This is a genomic window from Vallitalea pronyensis (assembly GCF_018141445.1).
Taxonomy (GTDB): domain Bacteria; phylum Bacillota; class Clostridia; order Lachnospirales; family Vallitaleaceae; genus Vallitalea; species Vallitalea pronyensis.
In genome coordinates this window covers 4,836,642-4,862,282 of the sequence record NZ_CP058649.1, presented here as the reverse complement: position 1 = coordinate 4,862,282, position 25,641 = coordinate 4,836,642, and the positions used below count along the sequence as shown (strand labels likewise).

The window sequence follows — 25,641 nt, the reverse complement described above, 5'->3', positions numbered from 1 at the left end:
CGTTAGCTTATGTATCTAGCTTACAATGTCAAGGGGTGTGAGACAATAGCATATGTTTTGGGAGAGATGGATTATATTACGATGTCATTGACAATCGTATAGCCATTTTATTATAATGAGTATATGAAAAGAATACGTATTCCAGAGGGTTTTCATAATCAGAAACACGTTGTTTTACCAAGAATATTTATTGATGAGGTTCGTATGCATCCATTAATACAGCCCTTGTATATAACGGATATTGGGTTTTATCCTAATGCACAATATCACTTTCGAGAAAGAAATGGAGGGTGTGAGCAAAACATTCTTATATTATGTACCAAAGGGTGTGGGTGGATTGATATGCATGGTAGGAGGGAGCATATTGAAGCCAATACATGTTGCATCATCCCCAAGGGGATACCCCATAGCTATGGAACAAGTGATGAACATGCATGGGATATCTATTGGATGCATTTTGACGGCTATCATGCATCAAGCTTTTATGAAACACATATGCTGACCAAAAACTACTTCCTCACCATCAATGAAAAGCAACAACGTCTATTAATTGACCTTTTTAATACCATGTACAGTGCTTTGGAAAACGGAAACAGCATGGACCAAATGATCTATGTTTGTTCCGTGTTAAACCACTTTTTATGCGAGATATTCTTTCGTTATAAAAAACGTATGACATCATCCAATAAGCAGATTGAATACATTGAAACGGCCATTGAATATATGAAGGAAAACGTTGAAAATAACATAACACTTCATCAACTAACAAAAGAAATGAATCTGTCCAAGAATCATTTGATTTATTTGTTTAAAAATAAAACAGGCTATACGCCCATTGATTACTTTATTCGACTCAAGATGCAAAGAGCCTGTCAGTATCTAGATTTAACCAACATGACTATTGCACAGGTTTCAAAAAAGATGGGTTATGACGACCCGTACTATTTTTCAAGGCTATTTAAAAAAATCATGTCAACATCCCCATCTTATTATCGGAAAAATGGGAAGGGATAAGATAGTGATTCACGAAAGATATTAGGACGTATTCGTAACATTGGGGAATGGCTGATTGAACAGCTTGGGAGAAATCCTAATATAATAAAGTAAAAGGTAGTAGGTAAGGGGAGTAGTGATGAAAAAATATATATCGGTAGTATTACTAGGATTAATTGTGATTATTAGTCTCATCGTCAATCGACCGCGAACTTGGAAAGATATATCCGAAATATCATCAAAAGAGAAAATAAATGGCGGTTTTTGTGTTGTCTTTAAAACGAATCAAGGCAATTTAGGTGATACCGATGTCCAGATTCAGCTGTCACCAGAAGCTATAAATACAATCTATGACATGATGAATCAAAACAAATACCGTAGAATAGCATCTAAGAAAAGTTTTTTAGTCAGCCAAGAAGATAAATTTTGGTCCATTCAATTATATTTTAGAACCCATAAACATATGGAGGTAACCTTTTATGTTAGTGGGTATTTAGTCATTGATGAGAAGGCTTACGAATTAGCAACGGGTAAAACAAATACCGTTAAAAAGATACATGACATTTTTGAATATCTTGATAGTCAATCACAAAGTTAAGCAGTCGCATAGGCTGCTTTTTGCATTTTTAAAAATCTTATACCTATATTACGCCATACAAGCATGCTTCCACATGTAAAACATATACTTATATAAAGATAATGATGAGGGGGAAATACCATTAAAAAAATTATCATTCTTTCATATAAAAAACTGAGTTATCCTGTAATCATTATGTCCATAATATTAGCACTAGCAGTCTTTTTATTTCTAAATAGCACGGACGAACAAGCCACACGAGAGGTGATGGAGATTGAAGATAACGGTATAGCGTCACAGTTAAAAAAAGAAAATGAAGAATTGCAGCGTGTTTTAACCAGCATCTTACCCAAAGAACAGAAAATAATGTATGAAAACACATATCGTTTAGACGATGACAGATACTTTTCTGCAAAAACCCTATCATTACTGGATGTCCTTGACAAAGGGAAAACAATTAACTTCACCAAACCTTATTCGGATAATCACTATAAACGCCCTATGTACGATTCTAGTTGGCGAGATTTTTACTTTAGACATTGGCTATATCTACCAGATAAAATAACCGATGCCCATCATCGCATGTTTATTTTTCCGTTTGGGGGTAGCAGTATTTTCGATTTTATTGGACAGCAAGGTATCTCTCCACTAAGTGTTGATTATCACAGTCATATTAATCTCTTAATCTACAATTTTCAAGTAGAAGCCATCAAACACTATGACAATCAAGTGGCTCTAATTGGAAAACCCAGAAGAGAGGGTTTACAAGTCATAACCATGATTCAAGATGATCTATTGGATGAAGGCGTTTCTAAAAAGGATTTATTATTCCAATTAGCAACCCCAAAAGGCTATGAAATAGATTATATTGTAGGTCAGGTCAGAAATTATAACGACATGATGGAAGAAATTAAAAAGAACACTGTCAGTCAAACATGCATTCATGTCAGTATTCATAAAACCATAGAAGAATTAGAACAAGATAACATGGATTTAAAAAAAGACTTATCCTATTACATACCCATGGACCAACAGGTTGTCATAACGAATCAGAATTGTAGGCCACCTATAGATAACATGCCCTCTAAGAGCCTTGATATGGCTTCTGTTAAAGCACAAGGAACTCCCATTGAATATGGAATAATGTACCAAAACACTGCTTTCAAGAGACCTATATATGATCCCATATGGAAAACCACGATTCAACAAAACGGGACCTTGGTACCTTATCAAATATGTCAAAACATGCACAATTTGTTTGTCTTACCAACTAACCCAGAAGAACAGATATTATATCTTCAGAGCCTAAGCATACACGATAAAATAAATCTAGATGCATCCAAGGATAGGTATATATTGTTATTTAACTTTCAACCTGAACAGATTTTACAGTATGAACAACAGATTATCATTCTAGGTACACCCACAAGAAAAGGAGCATATATTCTATCACTTCATCAAGATAATTTAAGCAGTCATAAGGAATATATGATTCAATTGGTAACGCCTGATTTGATGGAAGTAGATTATATACTGCTAAAATAGTCGTTGTGTTAGTATGAAACAGATATCTCTCACATGGTATAAGAATCTCGTTAATACTATGAATACCTCTCATGTTAGCAGAGATGACTAGGGTGAACATCGTGATTGGGTTATAACCGAAAAATTCGTTTACCTTAATTAGTTATCATATATATTTGATCAAATATATATGATAAGAGAGCGAAATTTAATTTCCGCTCTCTTTTTCGTTAGAGGGGGCTTTGCATTTCCCGACTGCCCCTTGTTTGACAAAATAGTATCATTTTTCTATACCCTAATTATTGCCACCATGCACTTTTTCCTAGATCACTTCTTATGTCGATATGTACAAAACTACCCTCACTATATCCACCTGTAAAACCACAAGTTTTTGCCATATTTTTCAGTGAGGTATTACTATAACCGCTTACATATATGTCGGCAGCAGCACCATATAAATGCATAGAGTTAAGCGTTACATTACTCGTATTACCACCATATACATTAGGACTTCTAAAATGATAGTTCCAATATCTGAAACCTGATGTAAGATTAATAGGTTTACTTCCTATTTTTTTTCGTAGTGCTTCTAGCCTCCACATCACTCGCCTTACATTTTCTTTAATTTCTGTTTGGCTTGCATACATCCACTTAAGAGAAGTGTAACTAATATTTCTGTTGTCAGCGATAGTTTTGATAAGTGCCTTCTCAGATGTGATATTGGTTATTTCATGCCATACATTCCAAGTAAGGGTACTACTACCTTTACATCTAAATTCATTCCAAGAAAAATGTGAGGTTGAATCATCACTAGATTCTAAACTGTTAATTGTATTTAATGTGGTTTGATTAATGGTCCCAGTAGCACTAATGTTATAGGCACTTTGAAAGTTCTTAATAGCCTGCCGTGTATTAGGACCCATGATACCATCAATGACTAAACGAATAGGGGATCCAGTATAGTTTGCATCCTTAACCCATCCTCCCACTCTTATCTGCAATTCTTTTACAGCATCCTTCGTGTTAGAAATTCCAAAAGCATTTTTAAGAAGAGTTTCTTCACTTGATGTCAAACTCGTGCTAGCTTCAACAGTATTAACCATTAATAAGTTGCACGATACGCTTATCATACAAAAAATGATAAGTGTATTTAACATTTTTTTCATAAGTAAAACCTCCTATTTTTTATCAAATTATTATTGATTTATTAACGTAACTTTCTTGTGTGCTGACCTCCTTTGAGATGCTTAACAATCGAACGGACGATATAAATTGATATATTCTGGAAAAATACCCTAAGTCATGTTAGCCAGATTATTAATATTGTAAATAAACAATCAAATAAGTTATGAAATCTATTTCATATTACTTTTTTGACCTATTTACTTCATCTATGGCTATTATACAACTTTATTAGAAGCAATACAAGATTAATTTCTAAAAATACAAATAATTAAACAAAAAACAATAAAATATCAAATAATAATTAACAATTTTTGATAAGGGCTTAATATTATAAGATTAAACAATATTGTATATATTCATTTGGTTATTTTTGCATCAGTATTATGGTTCTTAATTGCTTATTATTCAAATAAGCAGCTATATTAGTTTGCAACAAGTTAATATTTAGCTATAAAGTATAATTCATTAGCTGTTCGATAGAAGTAGCTAATACACTATTAGGAACCCATAGTTGTATTTGAATAAGTTTCAGATGGTTATCTACGTTTTACAAGACATTTTAACGCCACTGGTGAAAAGATAGCCGACATAATAACCAATAGGATAATAGATGTGAAGATATCCTTACCGATCATGTCAAGTCTTAAGGCAAGGTTGGCCACAATCAAGGTAACTTCTGCCCGAGGTACCATACATACGCCTATTTTAAGGGCTTCACCAGCACGAAAGCCCGATAATTTGGCTCCCAGCCCTGCACCAATTATCTTGCTGGCGATACCAATAACAGTTATAAGAATAGCCAAAGGAAGAAACTGTGTGACTTCACCTAAGTCCAGTCCAATACCAATATTGGTAAAAAATATGGGGATGAAGAAACTACTGCCAAACTTTGATATTTCGCCCTTTATATTCTTTTTAAGACTTGTAGTGGAGATAATAAGTCCTATGAAATACGCCCCAAGGATAGCTGCCATGCCTAGATTGCTGGCGTAAATGGCAAAAATAAAGGTGGTACATAATACAGTTCTAAGCATATATACAGGTTTAATTGCTTTTAGATAACGTCTATTTTTGGAAATAAATTTTATTAAGATATGACCTGCAACAACCAATAAGATAAAGAAAATAGCAATCTTAAAGACTAGTCCACTTACATTGGTATGCTGACTGCCAAATGCTCCTAATGCAAGGGTCAGTATGATAACACCTGCAATATCGTCAATAATTGTAGCGCCTAAGGTACACATACCTAATTTAGTCGGTAACAATTTCGTTTCACTTAATAGCTTGACCGCTATACCAATGCTGGTAGCCGTTAGTATGATGCCTAAAAAGATGGCTTCTGATAAGACAACAGATGGCTTAATAAGGAATAAGGCACCAGCACCTAAAACAAAAGGCACGAGAATACCACCAATAGCAATCAAAAATGATTGATTAAAAGAGTCTTTCAGCTTCTCATAATCCGTTTCTAGACCAGCAATAAACATAAGTAGGATGACACCAATTTCTGATAGATTGGACACGAATTCTGTCTGACTAATGATGCCTAATAGAGATGGTCCTATAATTACACCACCAATTATTTGACCCAGTACCATGGATAAACGAAGTTTTTTAAATATATATGAACCAATTCCAGTAGCTAATAAAATAATAACTAAGTCTTGAATAAAATGAGTATCTGTATGCATTGACTTGTCCTCCTTGATAATATAAAATGTATTATAAACTATGAACCTAGTTTAAGGTCAAGGATGATTTTCAATAAAAGAGGTAAGTTGATGAGGAAATTAATTACAATTGGTGAATTAGCGGATATATATGGTATTAACATATCGGTTATTCGTTTTTATGAAAGAAAAGATGTACTCAGCCCGGCATATATGGATGATAATGGCTATCGGTTATATGGTATTGATGAGATTGAACGTCTGGATACCATCTTGTTTCTAAGGCATATGGATATTCCCATGAAAGAGCTGAAGAAAATAATAAAAGACTATCATAAAGAAGATTATCAGAAGTTATTGATGGAGAAGAAGCAGAGTATACGGAATAAGATAGAGCGTCTACAAGCGTTAGAAAAAGATGTAGAGGAAAGGCTTGATTATATAACCAAAGGTATTGATAGCACTGCATTGGTCAAAAACACATATGCTGATAGACGTTATCTGAAAGTCATAGATGTTGATGAAATGACCTATTCATTAAAAGTCATACATGATACGATGAAAACATTAGGGAAGAAATGGGACAAGACTATTTTAGATATGTTTAAGAGTATGGTCATGGTACGACAAGATGAAGAGCGGTATACCATGGCGCTTCCCTATCGTGAGGAAACGGATTATGAAGCTATTCTTTTAACGGAAGGAACCTATGTGTCTAGGGGGTATTATTGTAAGCAGTATATGGAGATATTTAGTCAGGCAGAGGTGTTTATGCATGATGTGAGGCGGGAGTATGTGATAGAGGGGCATGTAACGATACGAGAAGAACATCTTAATTCTTATTTATATCCTGATAGGAGTTATTATGTGTTTGAAGTGAAGGTAAGTGAGGCATTATCATAGGGTTGTTTTATCTTTAGGTTATAGGGTTATTTTATGGAAAAATATAAAATACAAATGATATGCAAGACGACCGTAGGTAGATGGGTAGCGTCAATTTGCTCAGGTTAAATAATGCGAGAAATACTAAGCCCACGAAAAGCTGAATGCCTAAAACTTAAAACTCACTAACGTTCAGACACTTAAGTTTTTTTACGGCATTAAGCTTTTCGTGAGCTAAGAATTTCTAGGTATTATTTAAACATCACAAATTGACGCTACCCATCTACCTACTAGATAAGGGAGGGGACGAGGTAATACTTTGGATTAGGTATGAAATAATAAGTGTAATGTTGGGTTTTTTGAGTTGCAATGTTTCATATTATGAATGGATGAGGTAAAAGATTAAATTTTGTGATATACTGTTCTTGTTATAGAAATAATAAATCTTTAGGGAATGAATAAGTATACAATTAATGGAGGTACCAATGATAACAGCATATTTAGTCGGTATTTCGACATACCAAGAGAATGAAGATATTGAGATTCGTTATAGTATTTTTAAAGATGATGTATTGATATGTAAAGATTCCGAGTGGCAAAGTTATAAGAAGCCTTATATTGTAACCCATGTTGCCTTGATGGTTCTATTGAAGAGATTAAAGAAATACAAGGATGAGGAAATTACAATTGTGATTAATGATGGCGCTTTATATGAGCAAATAAGGGGAACATCTTCTACCCATAAGCAAGATGTGATAAAAGCTGTAAAAAAGGTTAAAGAGGCGTTAGACCGATTTGGTGGTCAAGTGACCATTAAGAATGTGAGTACGAATAGTGAAGCCATGAAAGAGTGGAACAAAAAGTTAAATGCATAGAGTAGTTAATGGATCTGAAAGGATAGCATGTTCCTTTCAGATTTTTTATTGGGGTGAATGGTGTAGGATGTCAAAATAAGTGACAAATAAAAGGATAAGTGTCTTGTTATGATGCATATGGCTTTGGGTCAAATGACCCTGACAAACAGTGAGTATCGTTATAAAATGGAGCTAGGAAGGAGATGATAACCATGAGAAAGATAATCATTGATACCGATACAGCATCTGATGACGCAGTGGCTATTATTATGGCACTAAGGGAAAAAGAGGTATGTGTAGAAGCAATTACTGTGGTAGCTGGTAATGTACCTATTGATTTAGCAGTTAAGAATGCATTAATTTCTGTTGAGAAGGCAGGAACCTATACGCCACCTGTCTATAAGGGGATGGCTAAACCGGTCATGAGAGAGTTATATACATCGGAATTTGTACATGGAGAAGATGGTATGGGGGATATGGATTTAGAAGAACCTGTTTTACAGGTTGAACAAGAGCATGCAGTGGATGCCATGTTACGTATTATTGAAGCTAGTGATGAGCCCATAGAACTCATTACACTTGGTCCATTAACCAATGTTGCCATGGCATGTTTGAAAGCGCCTGACACCATGAAGAAGCTAAAGAGGGTTTCCATCATGGGTGGTGCAGGTTTGGCATCAGGCAATATAACGCCCGTTGCGGAGTTCAATATTTATGTGGATGCGGAAGCTGCTCAGATTGTTATTAATGCAGGGTTGAATCTATATTTTGTGGGATGGGATGTAAGCATGGGAACATCTTTCATAAACAAGGAGGATATGGATTACCTTATGAAGTCAGGTTCCGATATTGCAAAGTTTTGTGTGCGGTGTAACAAGGCTTTAGAAAAATTCAACCTTGAGCGATTGGGTCATATTGGGTTTGATTTACCAGACCCAGCAACAGTTGCAGCTGCCCTGTATGGGGATATGGTAGAGAATTACGATGCTTATTGCTATGTGGATTATACCAGTGAAAAAGGCTATGGACAATTGGTTATTGACTATATGCATATTGAGCAAAAGACGCCTAATGCTACCTTTTGTTCTCAACTTAACGGCCAGCTCTTCAAAGAAAAACTATTTCAACTCATCATATAAGGGGAAATCATACATGATTCAATCATTATGTCAATTATTAAAAGAATGCCCAGCAGTTATTAAGGAGAGCATGGTGGATATGCATGTTCAAATAGGGGACTATATCATGTGTCAAGGAGATGAACCAGCTTATGCCTATTTTCTTATAAGCGGGCAGGTACAAGTTTACCATATTGCAGGTAATGGTATTCAATACCTTGAATACATGTATAAAGACAACGAGATGTTCGGAGAAGTGGAAATTATTAACGATAGAGAAGTTTTATCTTTTGTAAAAGCTGTAACAGATGTGTGCCATCTTAAGAGGATTAGTAAAGTCAACTTCATGGAATGGATGAAATTAAGTAAGGATTTTAACGATTACGTCATGTACCAATTGGCTAACAAGCTCTATGATGCGGCTCTTGTCTCGGTGGTTAACATTTTATATCCCATTAAATATAGGGTTATGAACTACCTAAAAAAACAAATGGAACAAGGGCATCATTACATCAGTAAAGAGCAGTTGTTACTTGCTATAGGAGGAAAAATGCGGAGCCTTAACCGTATCCTTATGGGGCTGGTTCAAGAAGATATTATTGATTATGATCATGGTATGCTTAAAATAAAAGATATGAATAAAATGCTTTATGAGATGGAGAATTATGAATGATAAGGTATAAAAACTAGAAGGATGGCTTAAGCCTGGCTTCTAGTTTTTAAATACTTAAAATGAAGATGTAAAATTAAAAAAATGTGTTGATAAAGAATAACATCCTATATACTATGAGATGCAAAAATCGTAAATGTGGCTGAGGCTAATAGAAACGTTAGCCACATTTACGATCGTTGATTAATGATACATATCTAGTTGTTAAAATAAAGAGATTTCTCAATAATTTCATCAGAGCTTTTAGTCATGGCATCAAGGGTTGTTAAGCCTGTTTGTTGGCAGTAAGCCTTAACGATATTATATCCTATAGCATACCCTCCTGTTGACGGCATGGTAACAGATTGTCCATTAGAATCCGTTACGGGTTGACCACCAAATATATAGGGCATGACAGCTTGAAAACCTTGGCGTTCCAATGCTGGAGCTATGAGTGATTTTGACAGCTTACAATCTTCTTCAGAAACATGAGTCACCCAAGGACCCACCATGGATTCACCATACATTTCTTCAGCAAAATGCTCTGCCATTCCTTCATAGAGAAGGTAATCTTTTAACAAGATTGTCATAGGATTAAAGGGTTTCATTAAAAACATGCAGTTATGATGGAATTCATGACATACTGCTCCTGGGAGTTTCCCCAAATTTTCGGGTGTTGGTGCAATGACCATTTGTATATAGCCAGGAATACCACCAAAACCTGTATATCCTTCACTGTGCGCTAAGGCTTTCGGGTCCCCAAGATATACACCGAAGGTTAATTGGTCAGGAACGTTAATGCCTTTTTTCCTGCATGCTTCAGCAGATTTATTTAGTGCATCTAGACATTTTGCTTCAATATTTTCTTGCTCCATCAAGTGTAAATAATGATAATAGGTTTCTTCCCTTTCTGATACAGATAGAAAACTCCTTAATAGTTGTTCCATGGGCATACCCAGCATGTTAAACATGGGCTTAAAATCCTTAAATAGTTCATTTTCCAGATAATCTTGTCTCAGAGAAGGGTCTTTTCTTAGCATATCTCTATAGCTTTTAATGGTATTAATCATAGTAATGTTCATTTCATGACCTCCTTTTTATTCTTTTAGTAAAATTGTCAATGCAACAAATAAGATAAGAGCAATCTCATTTGTGCTAAGGGAAACTTTCTAAGTAGGATTATAAACTATCACACTGTGTAAGGGTCAAGGATTATTAATATTTTATTTGATGTAAGAACTGGAAAATGATAAGATAATTTTAGAAGCAGTTAATGGATAAGCACATCAAAAATTTCATACATCATCTTACGTTATCCAGAAAAACATCTATTAAGTTTATAAGAAAGGAGATACATGGTATGATACAAGGAAAAAACATCAGGCTAAGAATGGTAAGAGAAGGTGACCTGGAAGAAATCCTTAACCTGAAGAATAACTTAACTGAAAGAGGAGAATATGGACATGTTAGCTTATCATCCGAACATAACTTCAAAAAAAAGTTTATGGATACAGGGCTTTGGGATGATAACGCAGGGGTACTACTTATTATGGATAAAAACGATAAATTAGTAGGGGAAATTGCATACTTTAAAGGTGTATTTTACATGGCGGGTTATGAAGTTGGGTATCAATTGTATCGAAAAGAAGATCGGGGCAAAGGCTATATGACCGAAGCGCTGACTATTTTTTCCGCTTACTTATTTGCATTAAAACCCATTGAACGGCTTGAAATTTGCGTCAGTAAAGGGAACATTCCTAGTCGTAAAGTTGCTGAAAAATGTGGTTTTAAATTTGAAGGTATAAAAAGAAACGCGGTATTTAATTCAGGATCCTATGACGACCTAGAACTTCTTTCACTCCTTAGAGGTGAATGCCCAACATTTTCAGAAGTCTGGGACAGAGGCTAGTTATGTTATAGGTAGGGTATTACTATAGAAAGTAAGTATTATTGAGGTATACATAGGTCATTCTTGTAACCCAAGGTAATGGGTTTATATGTAGAGGAATAACAATCTCTTTGGCTAAAGATAACAATAAGCCAAAGAGTTTTTTTATAGAAAAATTCTCTGAGTTTATGTATGAAATAGAAGTGTTTTATATGCGTTAACGATACTTTCTTAACGAAACAACTTGATTTTTGTTTGTGATTGTATTATAATAAAATCAATCATAAACAATCATTCAATGATAATATGATGATTGGAAATGAGTGATATAAGAATTGTATCCTTAGCATTAGATAGGATAAGAAATAAGTGAAGATGAAGTCATTATGAGGATGTTCATGTTTTGTAGTTTTGTACGGTAGATAATAGGTTAATATGCATCCTATTGTCAAACAATATTAGGTAAAAGAAATGTTGAATTGGGAGGTATCATATGTTAATCAATGAAAATTTAATCGATATGCATTGTCAAGCAGCCACTAAGGAGGAAGTCATCAGGCGTTTAGCGCTATTGGCGGCAGAAGCAGGAAAAGTAAATGATGTAGACAAATATGTTGAAGCAGTACTAAAACGTGAAGAAGAATACAGCACAGCAGTTGGCTTTGGCGTGGCAATTCCCCATGGTAAAACAGATGCTGTAAATGAACCATTTTTAGGATTTGCAAGGGTTAATCAGGTTGACTGGAAAGCTTTAGATGGGCATACGGTTGATATCGTCTTTATCATTGGTGTTCCGTCTGCTCAAGCAGGTTCAGAACATCTTAAAATTCTAGCTTTGATTTCAAGAAAGCTAATGAAAGAAGACTTTAGGGAGCAATTAAGAAGTGCAAAAACAGAAGATGACTTGTTAAGTGTACTAAGAAAAGCAATAGGATAAGAGGTGAGGCTTATGTTTGCAGAAGAACGCAGAAAAGAAATCCTGACACTCCTTAAGGCAAATCAAAGCATATCCGTTAAGGAATTATGTGATACATTAATGGCTTCTGAAGCCACCATACGTCGGGATTTGACCTTTTTAGAGGACGAAGGGACAATCCAAAGAACCCATGGTGGTGCCATGCTTAGCAACAATATTAATGTCACAGAGGAGCCCACTTTCTTTCAAAAAGAGTCCATTTATCATGAAGAAAAAATAAGGATAGCAGAGAAAGCATTTGCATACATTGAAGAAAATGATAGTGTTGTTATCGATTCAGGAACCACAACCTTAGCGTTAGCAAGATTAATCGGAGAATCCAATATTCCGTTAGTGGTGGTTACGAATTCATCTATGGTAGCCCATGCAATAGCCAAGAATGAGCAGGTTGAACTCTATACTGTTGGTGGCAAAATTCGTTTAAATACGTTAGCAACAGTGGGTAATTTGGCCATTGAGAGTTTAAAGAAGTTCAATGTGAATAAATCCTTTATTGGAAGTAACGGTATTACCATTGAAAATGGCTTAACGACCCCTGATTTAGCAGAAGCAGATGTAAAGCGAACCATGATACATATTGCTGCTGAAGTATTTGTATTAGCTGATAGCAGTAAGTTCAATAAGGTAGCTTTATGTGAAGCAGGTCCCATTTCCATGATTGATCACATCATAACAGATACAGGATTGGACGCGGATATGATGGATCGATATTTACGTCATGACATTGACGTGGTTCGCGTCTAGAAGGGGGTAGGATATGATAACGACTATCACCTTAAATCCAGCTATAGATCGTACGATTGTCGTCGATGAATGTACACTTGGGAAAGTCCATCGGATAAAATCCAGTAGAGAGGATATTGGTGGAAAGGGTATTAACGTAGCAAAAGTGATTAACCTTCTAAAGGGTGACACAACAGCTATTGGCTTTTTAGGTTATGAGAATAAAAACAAGATAGAGGCATTCTTACATCAAGAAAAGATTCAGGCAGATTTTATACACATTCACGATAGAACCCGCGTCAACACAAAAGTTGTTGATTTAAAACATAGGACCACCACTGAATTTAATGAAAGCGGTTTTCGTATTCATAAAGACCACATTGAGCAGATTAAACAGAAGGTTGTGGACTATGCTAAGTCATCGGATTATATGATATTTAGCGGAAGTATGCCTGAAGGATGTCCTATGGGGCTGTATAAGGAGCTCATAGCATTAGTAAAAGGGGATACAAGAGTGGTTCTTGATGCAGATGGTGCGCTATTGCGTGAAGGTGTGAAAGCAAGCCCTTTTCTGATTAAGCCTAATATCCATGAATTACAAAATACGTTTGGTATTAAGGTGGAATCCATAAGAGACATTGTGAAGGGTGCACTTGACATTGTGACAACGTTCCGTATCCAGTGGGTTTTGGTTTCCATGGGTAAGGATGGAAGTATTCTTGTTTCTAGAAATAAAATATTATTGGCAAAACCTATAAAAGTGGATGTCAAAAGTTCTGTAGGTGCTGGAGACTCTATGTTAGGAGGATTTATCTATTCTTATTCAAGAGAAGAAGATCCCATGAAAGCGTTAAAGGATGGAACGGTATGTGGCACACTAGCAGTAACCAAAGAAGGTACTCAATTATTTAACTTGGAACAAGTGAAAGCTATGCAGTCAAAGGTAATCATTAATGATGTAAGTCAACACTACTTACATGATTAATCTATAAACAACATGTATAACGAGGAGGGTTTTATATGAAAATTTTAGGAGTAACTGCATGTACAACTGGCATCGCTCACACTTACATGGCAGCAGAAGCCATTGCTGAAGCTGCTAAGAAAAAAGGTTTGGATGTCAAGGTAGAAACACGAGGTTCTATCGGTGTAGAAAATGAATTAACAGCGGAAGATATTCAAAGTGCTGATGCCATTATCTTAGCGTGTGATACCACTGTACCCATGGAAAGGTTCAAAGGAAAAAAAGTACTAAGTGTAGCCGTTGCTGAAGCACTAAAGAGTACAGAAGAACTCATTGAAAAAGCGCTACAAGCACCTGTATACCGTGGAGAAGATTTAGTGGATGAAGTGGCTAAAATCAAAGAAGAGAGAAAAGGGCAAAGAAAAGGAGCTTATAAGCACTTACTTAACGGTGTGTCTTTTATGATTCCTTTCGTTGTTGCTGGTGGTATTGCAATTGCATTAAGTTTCTTATTTGGTTATGATGCTTTCCAACAGGAAGGCACTCTAGCGGCTTATTTAATGGGTATAGGTGGTGGAGCAGGAGCCTTTGGATTAATCGTACCCATTCTTGCAGGTTATATTGCTTATTCCATTGCTGACCGTCCTGGCTTAGCACCTGGTATGATTGGTGGAATGATAGCCGTTCAACTAAACGCCGGTTTCCTTGGGGGTATCATAGCCGGTTTTCTTGCAGGATATATTGTTCTATTAATTAAGAAGTATATTAAGTTACCAAAATCACTACAAGGTATCATGCCTGTGTTGATTATCCCCGTACTTGGTTCATTATCTGTTGGTTTAATTTTATTTTATATCGTTGGTACACCTGTAGCAGCCATTAACGATGCCATGAATAATTTCTTAGCAGGCTTATCTGGAACCAATGCCGTTGTACTAGGCTTAATCATTGGGTTAATGATGGCATTCGACATGGGTGGTCCAGTGAATAAAGCGGCTTATGCATTTGGTACTGGTACTTTAGCGGCTGGAGCAGGGTCCATGACCATGGCAGCTGTGATGGCAGCTGGTATGGTACCGCCTTTAGGTTTAGCACTAGCCACTGTATTGTTTAAACAGAAATTTTCTAAAGCTGAAAGAGAAGCAGGAAAAGCAGCTTGGGTATTAGGGGCAAGTTTTATCACAGAAGGTGCTATTCCATTTGCTGCAGCTGATCCAGTACGTGTTATTCCTTCTATCATGCTAGGCTCTGCAATAACAGGTGGATTATCCATGTTTTTTAAAGCCACATTATCTGTTCCACATGGTGGTATATTTGTTTTCTTTGCCATTGAAAATGTTGTAGGTTACTTAGTAGCAATAGTTATAGGAACAGTGGTGACAGCTTTAACAGTTGGTACAATAAAAAAGGTGGTTTAATGCATATACTAGTATGGAATGGTGTAGCGTAACATTCCTAGGATTAGAATCATGTGAGGAGGTAACAAAATGTTGACAAAGACATTCACAATTCAATTTCCAGAAGGATTACATGCAAGACCAGCTTCTGAGCTTACAAAGGTATGCCAAAAGTTTAAATCAGAAGTGGTCTTAGAGAAAAGTGAAAGAACAGTTAACCCCAAAAGTATCATCGGTATCCTTAGTTTAGGTGCAACGAAAGGAGATGCCATTACAGTAACAACTGAAGGTGAAGATGAGCAAGAAGCCATGCTTGCCATAGAAGCATTCATGCATAAGACGGAAATATAAAGATGGTGGAAACAGCCATTACACGAATTAAAACACTAGATTAATGGCTATAAACAAAAGAATTAAAACCTAGAAGTTAAAGTCAAGTTACCTGTCCATACAGATGCTTGGCTTTTTCAATATCAGTTTTTTTTGACGCCATTGTTATTTAAGATTATAATTAAAAAGATGACAATAAGCGAAATTTGGAAATCATTAAGGTAAGCATCAATAGCGTTAATAGACACATGCAATAAGGTTAATGCGTTGCATGGTGTATGTTTAATTTAACTAAATATATAATAAAAGGAGTTGATTGTTCATGAGAATCTTAAGAATAGGGTGGCTAAAAGCTTAATCGTTATAGGCTTAATTCCACCAATTAACAAGAAAAAAAATAAACAGAGGTGGAAAAATGAAAGAAGTAAACACATGTCATAACAAGAATTTTAACATGATTTATCCTTATAAAAACGCATGGAAATATATAGAGGAGATTCAACAATCAGAAAATGCTGATCATCAAGCGTTATGGAATCAATATCTTATAGAACCTTATTGGGACAAAATTTCTGAGTGGGCACCAGTAGCATGTGAATTTATGAAACCAAAACCCATAAAAAACATTGAAGCACTGAAACAGCAATTACTTATTTTGGATACAATTGATTTTGAGCGTATACAACAAGAATTTATAAAAATTAGTCAAGCATTACCTATATATGATGATGATCCCATTACCGTTGCCATTTATCCAATAGATGACGATGATAGTATTGTAAAAGAACGACAAAATGGAGTGGTTGGGGCGTGTGTATTTGGAAACATCATTATGCATGTAAACCCCTTAGCTCAAGACTATATAGAATGGATACCTTATGTTTTTGCTCATGAATATCACCATACCGTATGGGGTCATAATTGGTATGTCCTAAAAGGCGGATTAAAAGGTTCTTTGCTTGAACATCTGATAAATGAAGGTGAAGCGGACACTTTTGCAAAACATATGTATCCCCATTTAAATCCAAGTTGGGTAAGCAATATTTCAAAAGAAGAACAAAGGAAAGCATGGGCAAAAATAAAACCTGTATTAGATAGCACAGATAGAAATGTTCATGCTCAGTATGTGTTTGGGAGTGAAGCATTAGATTTACCATGGTGTATTGGCTATTATTTTGGTTACACCTTTATCAACAGTTTTTTAGATCATAATCCAGAAATAAGTTTGAATGATTTACTTGATATGCATCCCAATGATATATTTACAAGGAGTGGGTGGGCAAACAAGTAAATAAGCATAGGCTCCATTGCTTTAGCTGAAAGTGTAGGATTCAAAAAAGATTATATGTATTCATTATATGAATTTAAGTTTGCCTAGCAATGACGATTAAAAAGGAGGAAAAATATGAAATTACTACTGACCAATGACGATGGTGTTCATGCAAAAGGCATCTATGCTTTATGCAAAGAACTAGAGAAATATCATGATATTATTGTAGTAGCACCAGAGGATCAAAGAAGTGCTACCAGTCATTCTATTACCATAAGAGAGCCGCTTATTGTTAAAAAAGTTGAATTACCTGGATTAAAATCAAAAGCTTATTCTGTTAGTGGTACACCAGCAGATTGCGTGCGCATGGGACTGGATCAATTAGTTGAAAGTGACATAGATATGGTGATTTCAGGTATTAACATTGGTTATAATCTGGGGACAGACGTACTCTATTCTGGTACCGTATCAGCGGCAGTTGAAGCTACATTATGCGGTCTTCCAGCTATAGCTGTTTCTACCCATCATGATGCTGAAATATCCATGTATGACACAGCAGCAACATATGTACATCAAGTCATTGAAAAAGCCGTTAAGAATAAGTTGCAAAACGATATCGTATTAAACGTCAACGTACCATCCATTGAGAAGCAATATATTAAGGGATTGAAGGTTTGTAAGATTGGTACATTACAATATCGCGCCTTCTATAGAGAAAGCAAAAGAGAAGATGAAAGCAGGGTCTATACACTAGAAGGGGAAGAAATTGTTGATCAGATTGAAGAGACAGATGCATATTATGTGGGGAAAGGCTACATTACCATCACTCCATTGCATTATGATTTAACGAATTTCAGTATACTAAAAGATGTTACAAAGTGGTTTTAACAAGGAATAGCTTAATTGATACCAGGAGAAAAGTGTAGGTATCAAGGTGTAAAATCTTCTACAGGATTATGCCATATCTATAAAATATTATATATATCCTTAGGGCTATACAGGTCTATAGACCCTAGGCTAAGTTAAGTAAAATCCTAAACATATAATGATCTTAGGATTTTATTTTGTGTTTTCGAAATAATAGCGTAAGAATAGGGTAGGGTCTTGATAGACTGAATTTTGATTCTAAAGAATAAGAAACATCAATAGGAGTCATTTTATTGTTTAAAACGATAAGTTTACTAAGTTCTTTAATGAATACGAAGCAAATATTGCAGCTTTTGCAGAAATGATATAAAATATAAGAAATGAAAACTGGATAGCAGTATGTAACATATACGTTTTAACCTTAAAGGTTTCATGTGATCGGTAAGGTATTTTTTTATTGATTACATTTTGATGGTATTGTTGCTTATGTAAAAACCATATAATAATGAATTATACAAGAGGAGGACATAATGAATAAAAGATTTTTACGACAGCTGCTAAAACTTTTTATACCCTATCTGTCTATTATTATCTTCATATTTGTATCGAGTGGCATTATGTATTTCATTGCATTTAAGAAGATTGAAAGCAATGAATTGAAGATGCAGGAAGAGTATATTGAACAAAGTAAGTTGGTGCTTGATCGACGATTTGAAGAGGTATTTAATGTGATATATCATTTGAAAAATACACCTATTATAACCACATTCTCAGAATATAACGAGAACGATATAAAAAACAATTACAATCTAGCAGTTAAGCTGCATAATGCCTTGCAAAATTTACGTTTTGTTAATGAAGTCATTGATACATACTATATATTTTATAAGAATTCAAAAATTGTTGCCAATACAGACTCCTTAAGTCGCTATGAATACTTTGAGGATGAAAGAATTTTAGATGATTACACAACCAAATCAGATTTTTGGGATAGTCTGTTTGATGATTATTATAATAATGACATACTAAGTGTGGAGAATCAATATCGCAAGAAACTTCAAACAATACCCATTAAAGCAACTGTTGGTTATGAAATTAATGACCAAGATGCTACGATTTACTTACGCATTAATAGTGAAAAAATTCGTGAAAACATGATTGGTTATTCTCACATGTTCGATGGGAACATTTTTGTTGTTGATAATCAAGGTAAAGTATTAGTCAGTTTAAATGATAAATATGGCATCATAGAAAATGAATATATGGATATTGCAAACTTCAAAGATGATTTAATAACGATAACAGCTGATTCAGAGGTGATTCCTTATACTTATGTATTAACCCGATCTTCAGAGCAAGTCTTTAAAGAAATTAAAGCATTTAGAATTGGAGCGAATACAGCCATTTTGATTATCCTATTAGTAGGGTTGATGGTATCAGCTCTCCTAGCTAGACATAACACGATGCCTTTAATAAAGCTTATGGATAATAATGCTCTCCTCGCTAAACGTGTTGAAAATCAATTGCCGTATCTTAGAATGACATTTTTAGAAAAATGGCTTAAAGGAGACTATGTTGCCATAGAAGAAATTATTTATATCACCAAGTTTTTGAAAACCCAGTATGTGGGCAACTTTTATACGGTCGTAGTCATAGATTACAATGAGCAGATTGATATTTTTAATGATATGAATGAGTCGAGAATCCATGAAATGGAAGTTAAGAGAATGCTTATTCATGAGTTACTTACCGAAGATATATTGAAGGAAGAATTCATGCATAACATTAATAGTAACAAATTAGCTGTCATATTTGTTGCCGATTGTAGTGAAATAGATACGTTTAAAGGGATGATCAAAGAGAAGATATTACAATGTGATAACATTTTAACTGAAGCAGGAATGAATGAAGTTTATTTTGGCATTGGTAAAATTTATAAGGATATGTCGAGTGTGGCGATCTCTTTGACAAATGGCATGGATGCTATTTCTTTTGCATGTACTAAAAGAGGAGAAAAAATAACATGGTACGAAGACATAGTGATTAATCAGGATATATGTTATTATCCTCCTGAACTTGAATCTAGATTATATAATTGTACACGTGCTGGCGATCAAGCCCAGTTAACACAAGTGCTTCGTGAACTGCTGCAAAAAAATGTGATTGAAAAAAATCTAAATCATCAAATGCAGAAATTATTTATTAATGAATTGTGTGGAACGCTGGTTAAAATACAAGGAAGAGCTTTAGGGAACGATGGTGTTGTGAATGAAATCATAAAAACCGCTTTTGAAAAAATCAAAGATATGACAGACTTAGAGAAGATTCAATACTGTAAACATATTTTTATTAAAGTCTGTGAAGTTTATAGTGCAAAACGAGAGGAACGCCATACCCATGTGATGGAAAAAATTGATGCATTTATTAAAGAGAATTTTGCGAATCCAGATTTTGGTTTACCGATCATTGCGGAGGTATTTAATGTGTCATACACATATTTATCTGAAATCATTAAAGAATATAAAGATATGAGCTTCGTTAATTATCTGCAATATCTTAGAATGGAAAAAGCTAGAGAGTTATTGGTAGAAACGGATCTACAGGTTAAAGATATATTTCTTGCCAGTGGGTATAATTCAAGTAATTCCTTTGGAAAGGCTTTCAAAAGAAATCATGGCGTGACGGCGTCAGTTTATCGTGAAAGGCATAGATCTGATTTTGGCAGCTGATAGTAATGTCACCAATTGACATAGATGTATTTAACAAGTAGGTATACGAAAGGGAGCGAAATTTTAGTTAATTTCTGCTCTCTTTTATTATTAGACTATTTATCTATAGACTGCCCCTTTTTCTAATTTTCCACTTATCCGAAAAATGGAATATTCATAAAAAAGCTGATTTTCTCATCATCCGAAATCAATCATATTTACAGATAAAAGTACCGTAGCTATACTGAATGTGCAGTAAAAATTCATATGAAAGGAGGATGAAAAATGATACATTCTATATCCAACATCAAAAGAAGTAAGCGAGATTATATAGTAAAATCATTTAAAAGAGATTGGCAACTTTATTTATTGATGGTTCTTCCTCTTATCTATATAATCGTTTTTAAGTATGTTCCCATGGGGGGGATAATAATTGCGTTTAAAGATTTTATTGCTAAAAAAGGGATTTGGGGCAGCGAATGGGCTAATCCTTTGTTTAAATACTTTATTGCTTTTTTCAATGACTTTAATTGCATGCGCATCATAAAAAATACATTGACATTGAGTTTATATGGATTAATTGCAGGATTTCCATTACCAATTATATTTGCATTATGCCTTAATTATTTCAAAAACCGTAAAATCAAAAAAGCCATTCAAATGATAACATATGCACCACACTTTATATCTACAGTAGTTATTGTAGGGATGTTAATGGCTTTCTTTCAAACGAGAGCAGGTATTGTCAATCAGTTACTTAGCTCTATCGGCATAGCAGAGATAGATTTCTTTGGTACAAGAGGAACTTTTCCTCATATGTATGTTTGGTCACAGATTTGGCAGAGTCTAGGCTTTAGTTCAATTATTTATATTGCTACTTTGGCTGGGATTGACCCGTCCCTTCATGAAGCAGCAATTATGGATGGTGCCACTAAGTTAAAGAGAATGTGGCATATTGATTTGCCTGGAATTATACCCACAGCTGTTATATTACTAACATTGAATCTTGGAAGAATATTATTTGTAGGATTTGAAAAAGTATTATTAATGCAAAATCCTATAAACCTTAATCAATCAGAGATTATCTCAACCTATGTATACAAAATTGGTATGACATCGGCACTTCCACGGTATAGTTATTCAACTGCAATAGGTATTTTTCAATCTGTTGTTGGATTTTTATTGATTATCATATTCAACAAGATATCTAGAAAGTTTACAGATTCCAGTTTGTTTTAAGGGAGGAGAAACATGAATTATAAAGAACGAGGCAGTGATAAAGTCTTTACTATGGCTAATAATATTTTGTTAGGTATTCTCTTTTTGATTGTTGCTTACCCTTTACTGTATGTTATAAGTGCATCTCTTAGTGATTCTAATGCAATTATTCAAGGCAGGGTCAAACTGTTTCCAGTAGGATTCAATTTGGATGGGTATAAGGCTGTATTTTCACACGGCAGTATTATGACAGGATTTTTTAATTCTTTTTTTTACATGACAGTAGGGACATTGGTAAATATTATCTTAACAATTATGATTGCTTATCCTTTATCTAGACAAAAGCTGATTGGAAAAAAAGTTATTTCATTAATGCTTGTGTTTACGATAATGTTTAATGCGGGATTGATACCCAATTACTTGTTAATTGATACCTTGGATCTTATTGATAAAAGAGCCGTTATGATTATACCCAAGGCACTGAATGTATTTAATGTGATGATTACCATTACATATTTTAAAACAACCATTCCTAAGGAGCTGCTTGAATCTGCAAGGATTGACGGATGTGATGACATTAATTTTATTTGCAAGATTGTTTTACCTTTGTCAAGACCTATTATTGCAGTTATTACGCTGTTTTATGCAGTGGAACATTGGAACTCATTTTTTGATGCATTAATCTATCTAAATTCTAAATCGTTGTTACCATTACAAATTATTCTAAGAGATATTTTAGTACAAAATCTAATTTCATTAGATATGGTTTCAAGTATTGACCCTGATACACTTCAGTCTAGTGAGAAATTGGCGGTATTACTCAAATATTCATTAATTGTAGTTGCAAGTGCCCCTCTCATGGTTCTATATCCATTTATTCAAAGACATTTTGTAAAAGGTGTAATGGTAGGATCTGTAAAGGGTTAAGAGTATCACATTCATTGTACGTATATCAGTGATATTATGACAATGAATAACATATAAAACAAAAGGAAGGTATGGTGTAATAATGAAAAAGCTCGTTTCAATGATTTTAGTGCTAATGATGGTTAGTACAGTAATTTTATCAGGGTGTGGTCATGATTCAGAAAAAGAGAAAAAAGTAAACAAAGAAGTCACAGAGCAAAATAATGGTGATACTGGTGCGGGTGAAAGTGAAGATGATGGTACAGATGAAAGTGTAGATGGAAAGATTACTTTTCCTCTAAAAGAACAGATAACGTTAACAGCATTTGTTCATACAAGGCCAATGGTTGATGATTATGATAATAATGCTTTTACTAGAAAAATTGAGGAAATGACGAACATCAATCTTGAATTTATAGTTGCCTCAGCCAATGAAGCTACTGAAAGATTGAATCTATTATTGTCTACAGGGGATTATCCAGATCTTATTTGTGTGACACATTTAACTGCTGAGCAGCAAGGAGCACATGGCGCACAAGGTTCATTAATACCACTTAACGATTTAATTGAAAAATATGGGGAGAATACACAATATATTTTTGACAATTATCCTGAAGCAAAGGAAGTATCTGTACAGTTAGACGGTAGTATATACAATCTACCTCAAGTGACGATAATTCCAAATGTATCTATGATTAAAAAGCTGTATATATATAAACCATGGTTAGATAATTTGGGTCTAGAAGAGCCTAAGACAACAGAAGATTTCTATAAAGTTATGAAGGCTTTTGCTACAGAAGATCCAAATGGAAATGGTAAACCTGATGAGATTTCTTTGGCAGGTGCCTATAGAGGTTGGGGCACGCAAGTACAAGATTTCTTTATAGGCTCGTTTACTGAACTTGGGGGCGGAAGATATATTGTTGATCATGATAAAGTAATAGCTAGATATACGACAGATGGATGGAAAGAAGCAATGAAATACTTACAAAAGCTTCGTCAAGAAGGTTTACTTGCACCAGAAAGTTTTACCCAAACTGGAGATGGATTAAAACAAATGGGTGAAAACCCAGATGATGTCATACTTGGAGCATTTACATCAGGTTATCAAGGTTGTGCCCTTAATCTTGCTAATGAAAGATGGAAGGATTATATTGCTCTTGCTCCTTTGGAAGGACCAGAAGGCATTAGATCTGCGGAATATAATCCATACGCCTATTATATTCCAGGACTTAGTATCACAGATAAGTGTAAACACCCTGAAATTGCTATGGCATTAGCTGATTTATTATATAGTGAAGAAATGACCATGGATAACGGTTTTGGTCCTAAAGGATTAGGTTGGGATTATATAGATGATGATTCCAAATCAGGATTTATTGAAGGAGAGAAAGCAATATACGAACAACTGATGCCACTTGCTGATCAACCACCTAACTCATACTGGAAATTGGGCAATCAGTTCTTAACAGAGAAAGTTTTCAAAGGTGGTTATACAGAGAATCCTTGGAATATTAATAAAGTCGTTTATGAAGATACAATCAATAACTATTTCCCATATGTTGGTGGGCCAGAAGTTCGTAAACCAGCACTAAAATATACGGAGGAGCAGGCTGCTGAATACGCAACATATGATTTGACTTTTAGAGATCATATAGACCAAATGGTGGCAGAATTCATCGTTACAGATGTAGATATTGATGCTGCGTGGGATGATTATCTAAGTACGCTAAAATCAATGGGATTAGATAGATTCTTAGAATTACAACAAGAAGCATACGATGCAGTAAAATAAGTGTTATTTGTCTATATAATTGTAACTTACTAGTTATTGAAAATAACGATTAGTGACAGATAAATAAAGTATATTGGAAGAAGCGCTCTTTTTCACAGGAGAGTCTCTTTTGGTTATGTGCTCAGCATGTTCTGTTTAGTCATCTTTTTGGATAAAAGAGAGTCGATGATTTGTTTTATAAAAATAACAGATGTGTATCTGTTAATAGAATAAGGATATTTTTTTATAAAGTGTATAGAGTGTAATATTATGGTCGGCAAGTATTTTTCGTTAAACGATACTGAGATGGTGTCAGTCCATAACGTTTTTTAAAGATTCTACCAAAGTAACGGTAATCTGTAAAACCACTTTTAGAAGCAATGAGTTCAATACTTAGCTGGGGGTTTGACGAAAGAAGGATTGCTGCTTTTTCTAAGCGTAAAGTATTAATGTATGTAATGGGTGAAACATGGAAAATTTGCTTAAATAGATTGATAAAATAATTGGGCTGTAGGTGAACAATATCAGCAAGGTCCTGAATGTGTATGGGTTTATCAAGATTATCCATGATATATCGATTGATCGTATTGTAAAAGGCATTGTCAGATTGCAATTGAATATTACTTAAATCAATATATTGAAAAAAAATCGCCATAAGTTGTAGAATACATGATTTTCTTGTAAGGATATTCACAAGAGAGTTATCAACGGTGCTAGCAAGGAGATTATCAAGTATTAGAACCATATTTTCTTTTTTGGGGATGCATTTAACGGTTTTGCTTGAAAAAACAAAGATTCTATTCAGTACAGTAGATAATTCTATATGACACCAATAGAGGTATATTGGATGCTTAGGGTTATGAGAGTAACTGTGTTTTGTATAAGGGGGGATAATATAAAGTTCTCCAGGTTGAGGATAAAATGTTTTATTAAACATGCTAATGGTTGCTTCACCGTCTAAGAAATAGTAAAATTTGTAAAAATCATATACAAAATCTTTACCGCTCCAGTCAGTCATAACAACTTCAAGATTCCCAAGCAGGAACTTAGGAGAAATATAATCTAATAAATTACTCATATCAGTAAAGAGGTTATCGGACATTTCGAATATCCTTTCTATAAAAATTACTTTAGAACAAGCATTACTTTTACTTAAAAAAAGTTG

23 protein-coding genes are annotated in these 25,641 nt (G+C 34.6%); 19 read left to right on the top strand and 4 right to left on the bottom strand.

The genetic code is table 11. The features are described 5' to 3' along the window. Positions 1-123 precede the first annotated feature (123 nt). The 3 genes from HZI73_RS20250 to HZI73_RS20240 all read left to right on the top strand — a co-directional run bounded on the left by HZI73_RS20250 (position 124) and on the right by HZI73_RS20240 (position 3,115). Complete coding sequence (locus HZI73_RS20250; protein ID WP_212695178.1) at positions 124-1,014, top strand: AraC family transcriptional regulator; 891 nt, start codon at positions 124-126, stop codon at positions 1,012-1,014. A 118-nt stretch (positions 1,015-1,132) separates the two neighbouring features. Then, positions 1,133-1,591, top strand: a complete 459-nt coding sequence (locus HZI73_RS20245) for a hypothetical protein (protein WP_212695177.1) — start codon at positions 1,133-1,135, stop codon at positions 1,589-1,591. A 174-nt stretch (positions 1,592-1,765) separates the two neighbouring features. Then, the gene (locus HZI73_RS20240) at positions 1,766-3,115 is read left to right on the top strand and encodes a hypothetical protein (protein ID WP_212695176.1); all 1,350 of its coding nucleotides are present in this window, start codon (positions 1,766-1,768) and stop codon (positions 3,113-3,115) included. A 278-nt stretch (positions 3,116-3,393) separates the two neighbouring features. Here HZI73_RS20240 and HZI73_RS20235 read toward each other — a convergent pair whose 3' ends face one another. Then, entirely contained in the window at positions 3,394-4,260 is an 867-nt protein-coding gene (locus HZI73_RS20235; protein ID WP_212695175.1) for a M15 family metallopeptidase, read from the bottom strand. A 555-nt stretch (positions 4,261-4,815) separates the two neighbouring features. Next, positions 4,816-5,973, bottom strand: a complete 1,158-nt coding sequence (locus HZI73_RS20230; protein WP_212695174.1) for a cation:proton antiporter — start codon at positions 5,971-5,973, stop codon at positions 4,816-4,818. 90 nt (positions 5,974-6,063) lie between these two features. Here HZI73_RS20230 and HZI73_RS20225 point away from each other — a divergent pair, with 90 nt between their 5' ends. The 4 genes from HZI73_RS20225 (at position 6,064) to HZI73_RS20210 (ending at position 9,479) form a co-directional block, all read left to right on the top strand. Further along, positions 6,064-6,855, top strand: a complete 792-nt coding sequence (locus tag HZI73_RS20225) for a MerR family transcriptional regulator (protein WP_212695173.1) — start codon at positions 6,064-6,066, stop codon at positions 6,853-6,855. Positions 6,856-7,319: 464 nt separating this feature from the next. Beyond that, positions 7,320-7,709 (top strand): hypothetical protein, encoded by a 390-nt coding sequence (locus tag HZI73_RS20220; protein WP_212695172.1) that lies wholly within the window; start codon positions 7,320-7,322, stop codon positions 7,707-7,709. 191 nt (positions 7,710-7,900) lie between these two features. Next, complete coding sequence (locus HZI73_RS20215; protein ID WP_212695171.1) at positions 7,901-8,827, top strand: nucleoside hydrolase; 927 nt, start codon at positions 7,901-7,903, stop codon at positions 8,825-8,827. Positions 8,828-8,840: 13 nt separating this feature from the next. Then, positions 8,841-9,479 (top strand): Crp/Fnr family transcriptional regulator, encoded by a 639-nt coding sequence (locus tag HZI73_RS20210; RefSeq protein WP_212695170.1) that lies wholly within the window; start codon positions 8,841-8,843, stop codon positions 9,477-9,479. A 194-nt stretch (positions 9,480-9,673) separates the two neighbouring features. On the opposite strand, the gene HZI73_RS20205 is transcribed toward HZI73_RS20210, so the two are convergent. Further along, positions 9,674-10,537 (bottom strand): DUF2268 domain-containing protein, encoded by an 864-nt coding sequence (locus tag HZI73_RS20205; protein ID WP_212695169.1) that lies wholly within the window; start codon positions 10,535-10,537, stop codon positions 9,674-9,676. Between the two features lie 278 nt (positions 10,538-10,815). Here HZI73_RS20205 and HZI73_RS20200 point away from each other — a divergent pair, with 278 nt between their 5' ends. The 12 genes from HZI73_RS20200 (at position 10,816) to HZI73_RS20145 (ending at position 24,497) form a co-directional block, all read left to right on the top strand. Beyond that, a complete protein-coding gene (locus HZI73_RS20200; RefSeq protein WP_212695168.1) occupies positions 10,816-11,364 on the top strand; it encodes a GNAT family N-acetyltransferase in 549 nt (182 codons plus the stop codon). 472 nt (positions 11,365-11,836) lie between these two features. Further along, complete coding sequence (locus HZI73_RS20195; RefSeq protein ID WP_212695167.1) at positions 11,837-12,280, top strand: PTS sugar transporter subunit IIA; 444 nt, start codon at positions 11,837-11,839, stop codon at positions 12,278-12,280. A gap of 12 nt (positions 12,281-12,292) precedes the next feature. After that, positions 12,293-13,063: a DeoR/GlpR family DNA-binding transcription regulator gene (locus HZI73_RS20190; RefSeq protein ID WP_212695166.1), complete on the top strand. Its 771-nt coding sequence runs from the start codon at positions 12,293-12,295 to the stop codon at positions 13,061-13,063. Between the two features lie 13 nt (positions 13,064-13,076). Further along, positions 13,077-14,027 (top strand): 1-phosphofructokinase, encoded by a 951-nt coding sequence (gene pfkB / locus HZI73_RS20185; RefSeq protein ID WP_212695165.1) that lies wholly within the window; start codon positions 13,077-13,079, stop codon positions 14,025-14,027. A gap of 35 nt (positions 14,028-14,062) precedes the next feature. Beyond that, the gene (locus HZI73_RS20180) at positions 14,063-15,424 is read left to right on the top strand and encodes a PTS fructose transporter subunit IIC (protein ID WP_212695164.1); all 1,362 of its coding nucleotides are present in this window, start codon (positions 14,063-14,065) and stop codon (positions 15,422-15,424) included. Between the two features lie 69 nt (positions 15,425-15,493). Continuing rightward, positions 15,494-15,754, top strand: coding sequence for an HPr family phosphocarrier protein (locus HZI73_RS20175; RefSeq protein WP_212695163.1), 261 nt, complete (start codon positions 15,494-15,496; stop codon positions 15,752-15,754). A gap of 394 nt (positions 15,755-16,148) precedes the next feature. Further along, entirely contained in the window at positions 16,149-17,024 is an 876-nt protein-coding gene (locus HZI73_RS20170; protein WP_212695162.1) for a DUF2268 domain-containing putative Zn-dependent protease, read from the top strand. A gap of 114 nt (positions 17,025-17,138) precedes the next feature. Beyond that, positions 17,139-17,891 (top strand): 5'/3'-nucleotidase SurE, encoded by a 753-nt coding sequence (surE, locus tag HZI73_RS20165; protein ID WP_212695161.1) that lies wholly within the window; start codon positions 17,139-17,141, stop codon positions 17,889-17,891. A gap of 509 nt (positions 17,892-18,400) precedes the next feature. Beyond that, positions 18,401-20,599, top strand: a complete 2,199-nt coding sequence (locus HZI73_RS20160; protein WP_212695160.1) for a helix-turn-helix domain-containing protein — start codon at positions 18,401-18,403, stop codon at positions 20,597-20,599. Positions 20,600-20,863: 264 nt separating this feature from the next. Next, positions 20,864-21,817 (top strand): ABC transporter permease, encoded by a 954-nt coding sequence (locus tag HZI73_RS20155; RefSeq protein WP_212695159.1) that lies wholly within the window; start codon positions 20,864-20,866, stop codon positions 21,815-21,817. A gap of 12 nt (positions 21,818-21,829) precedes the next feature. Next, the gene (locus HZI73_RS20150) at positions 21,830-22,723 is read left to right on the top strand and encodes a carbohydrate ABC transporter permease (RefSeq protein WP_212695158.1); all 894 of its coding nucleotides are present in this window, start codon (positions 21,830-21,832) and stop codon (positions 22,721-22,723) included. Between the two features lie 82 nt (positions 22,724-22,805). After that, complete coding sequence (locus HZI73_RS20145) at positions 22,806-24,497, top strand: extracellular solute-binding protein (RefSeq protein ID WP_212695157.1); 1,692 nt, start codon at positions 22,806-22,808, stop codon at positions 24,495-24,497. A 247-nt stretch (positions 24,498-24,744) separates the two neighbouring features. Here HZI73_RS20145 and HZI73_RS20140 read toward each other — a convergent pair whose 3' ends face one another. Further along, a complete protein-coding gene (locus HZI73_RS20140) occupies positions 24,745-25,554 on the bottom strand; it encodes a helix-turn-helix domain-containing protein (RefSeq protein ID WP_212695156.1) in 810 nt (269 codons plus the stop codon). Positions 25,555-25,641 lie beyond the last annotated feature (87 nt).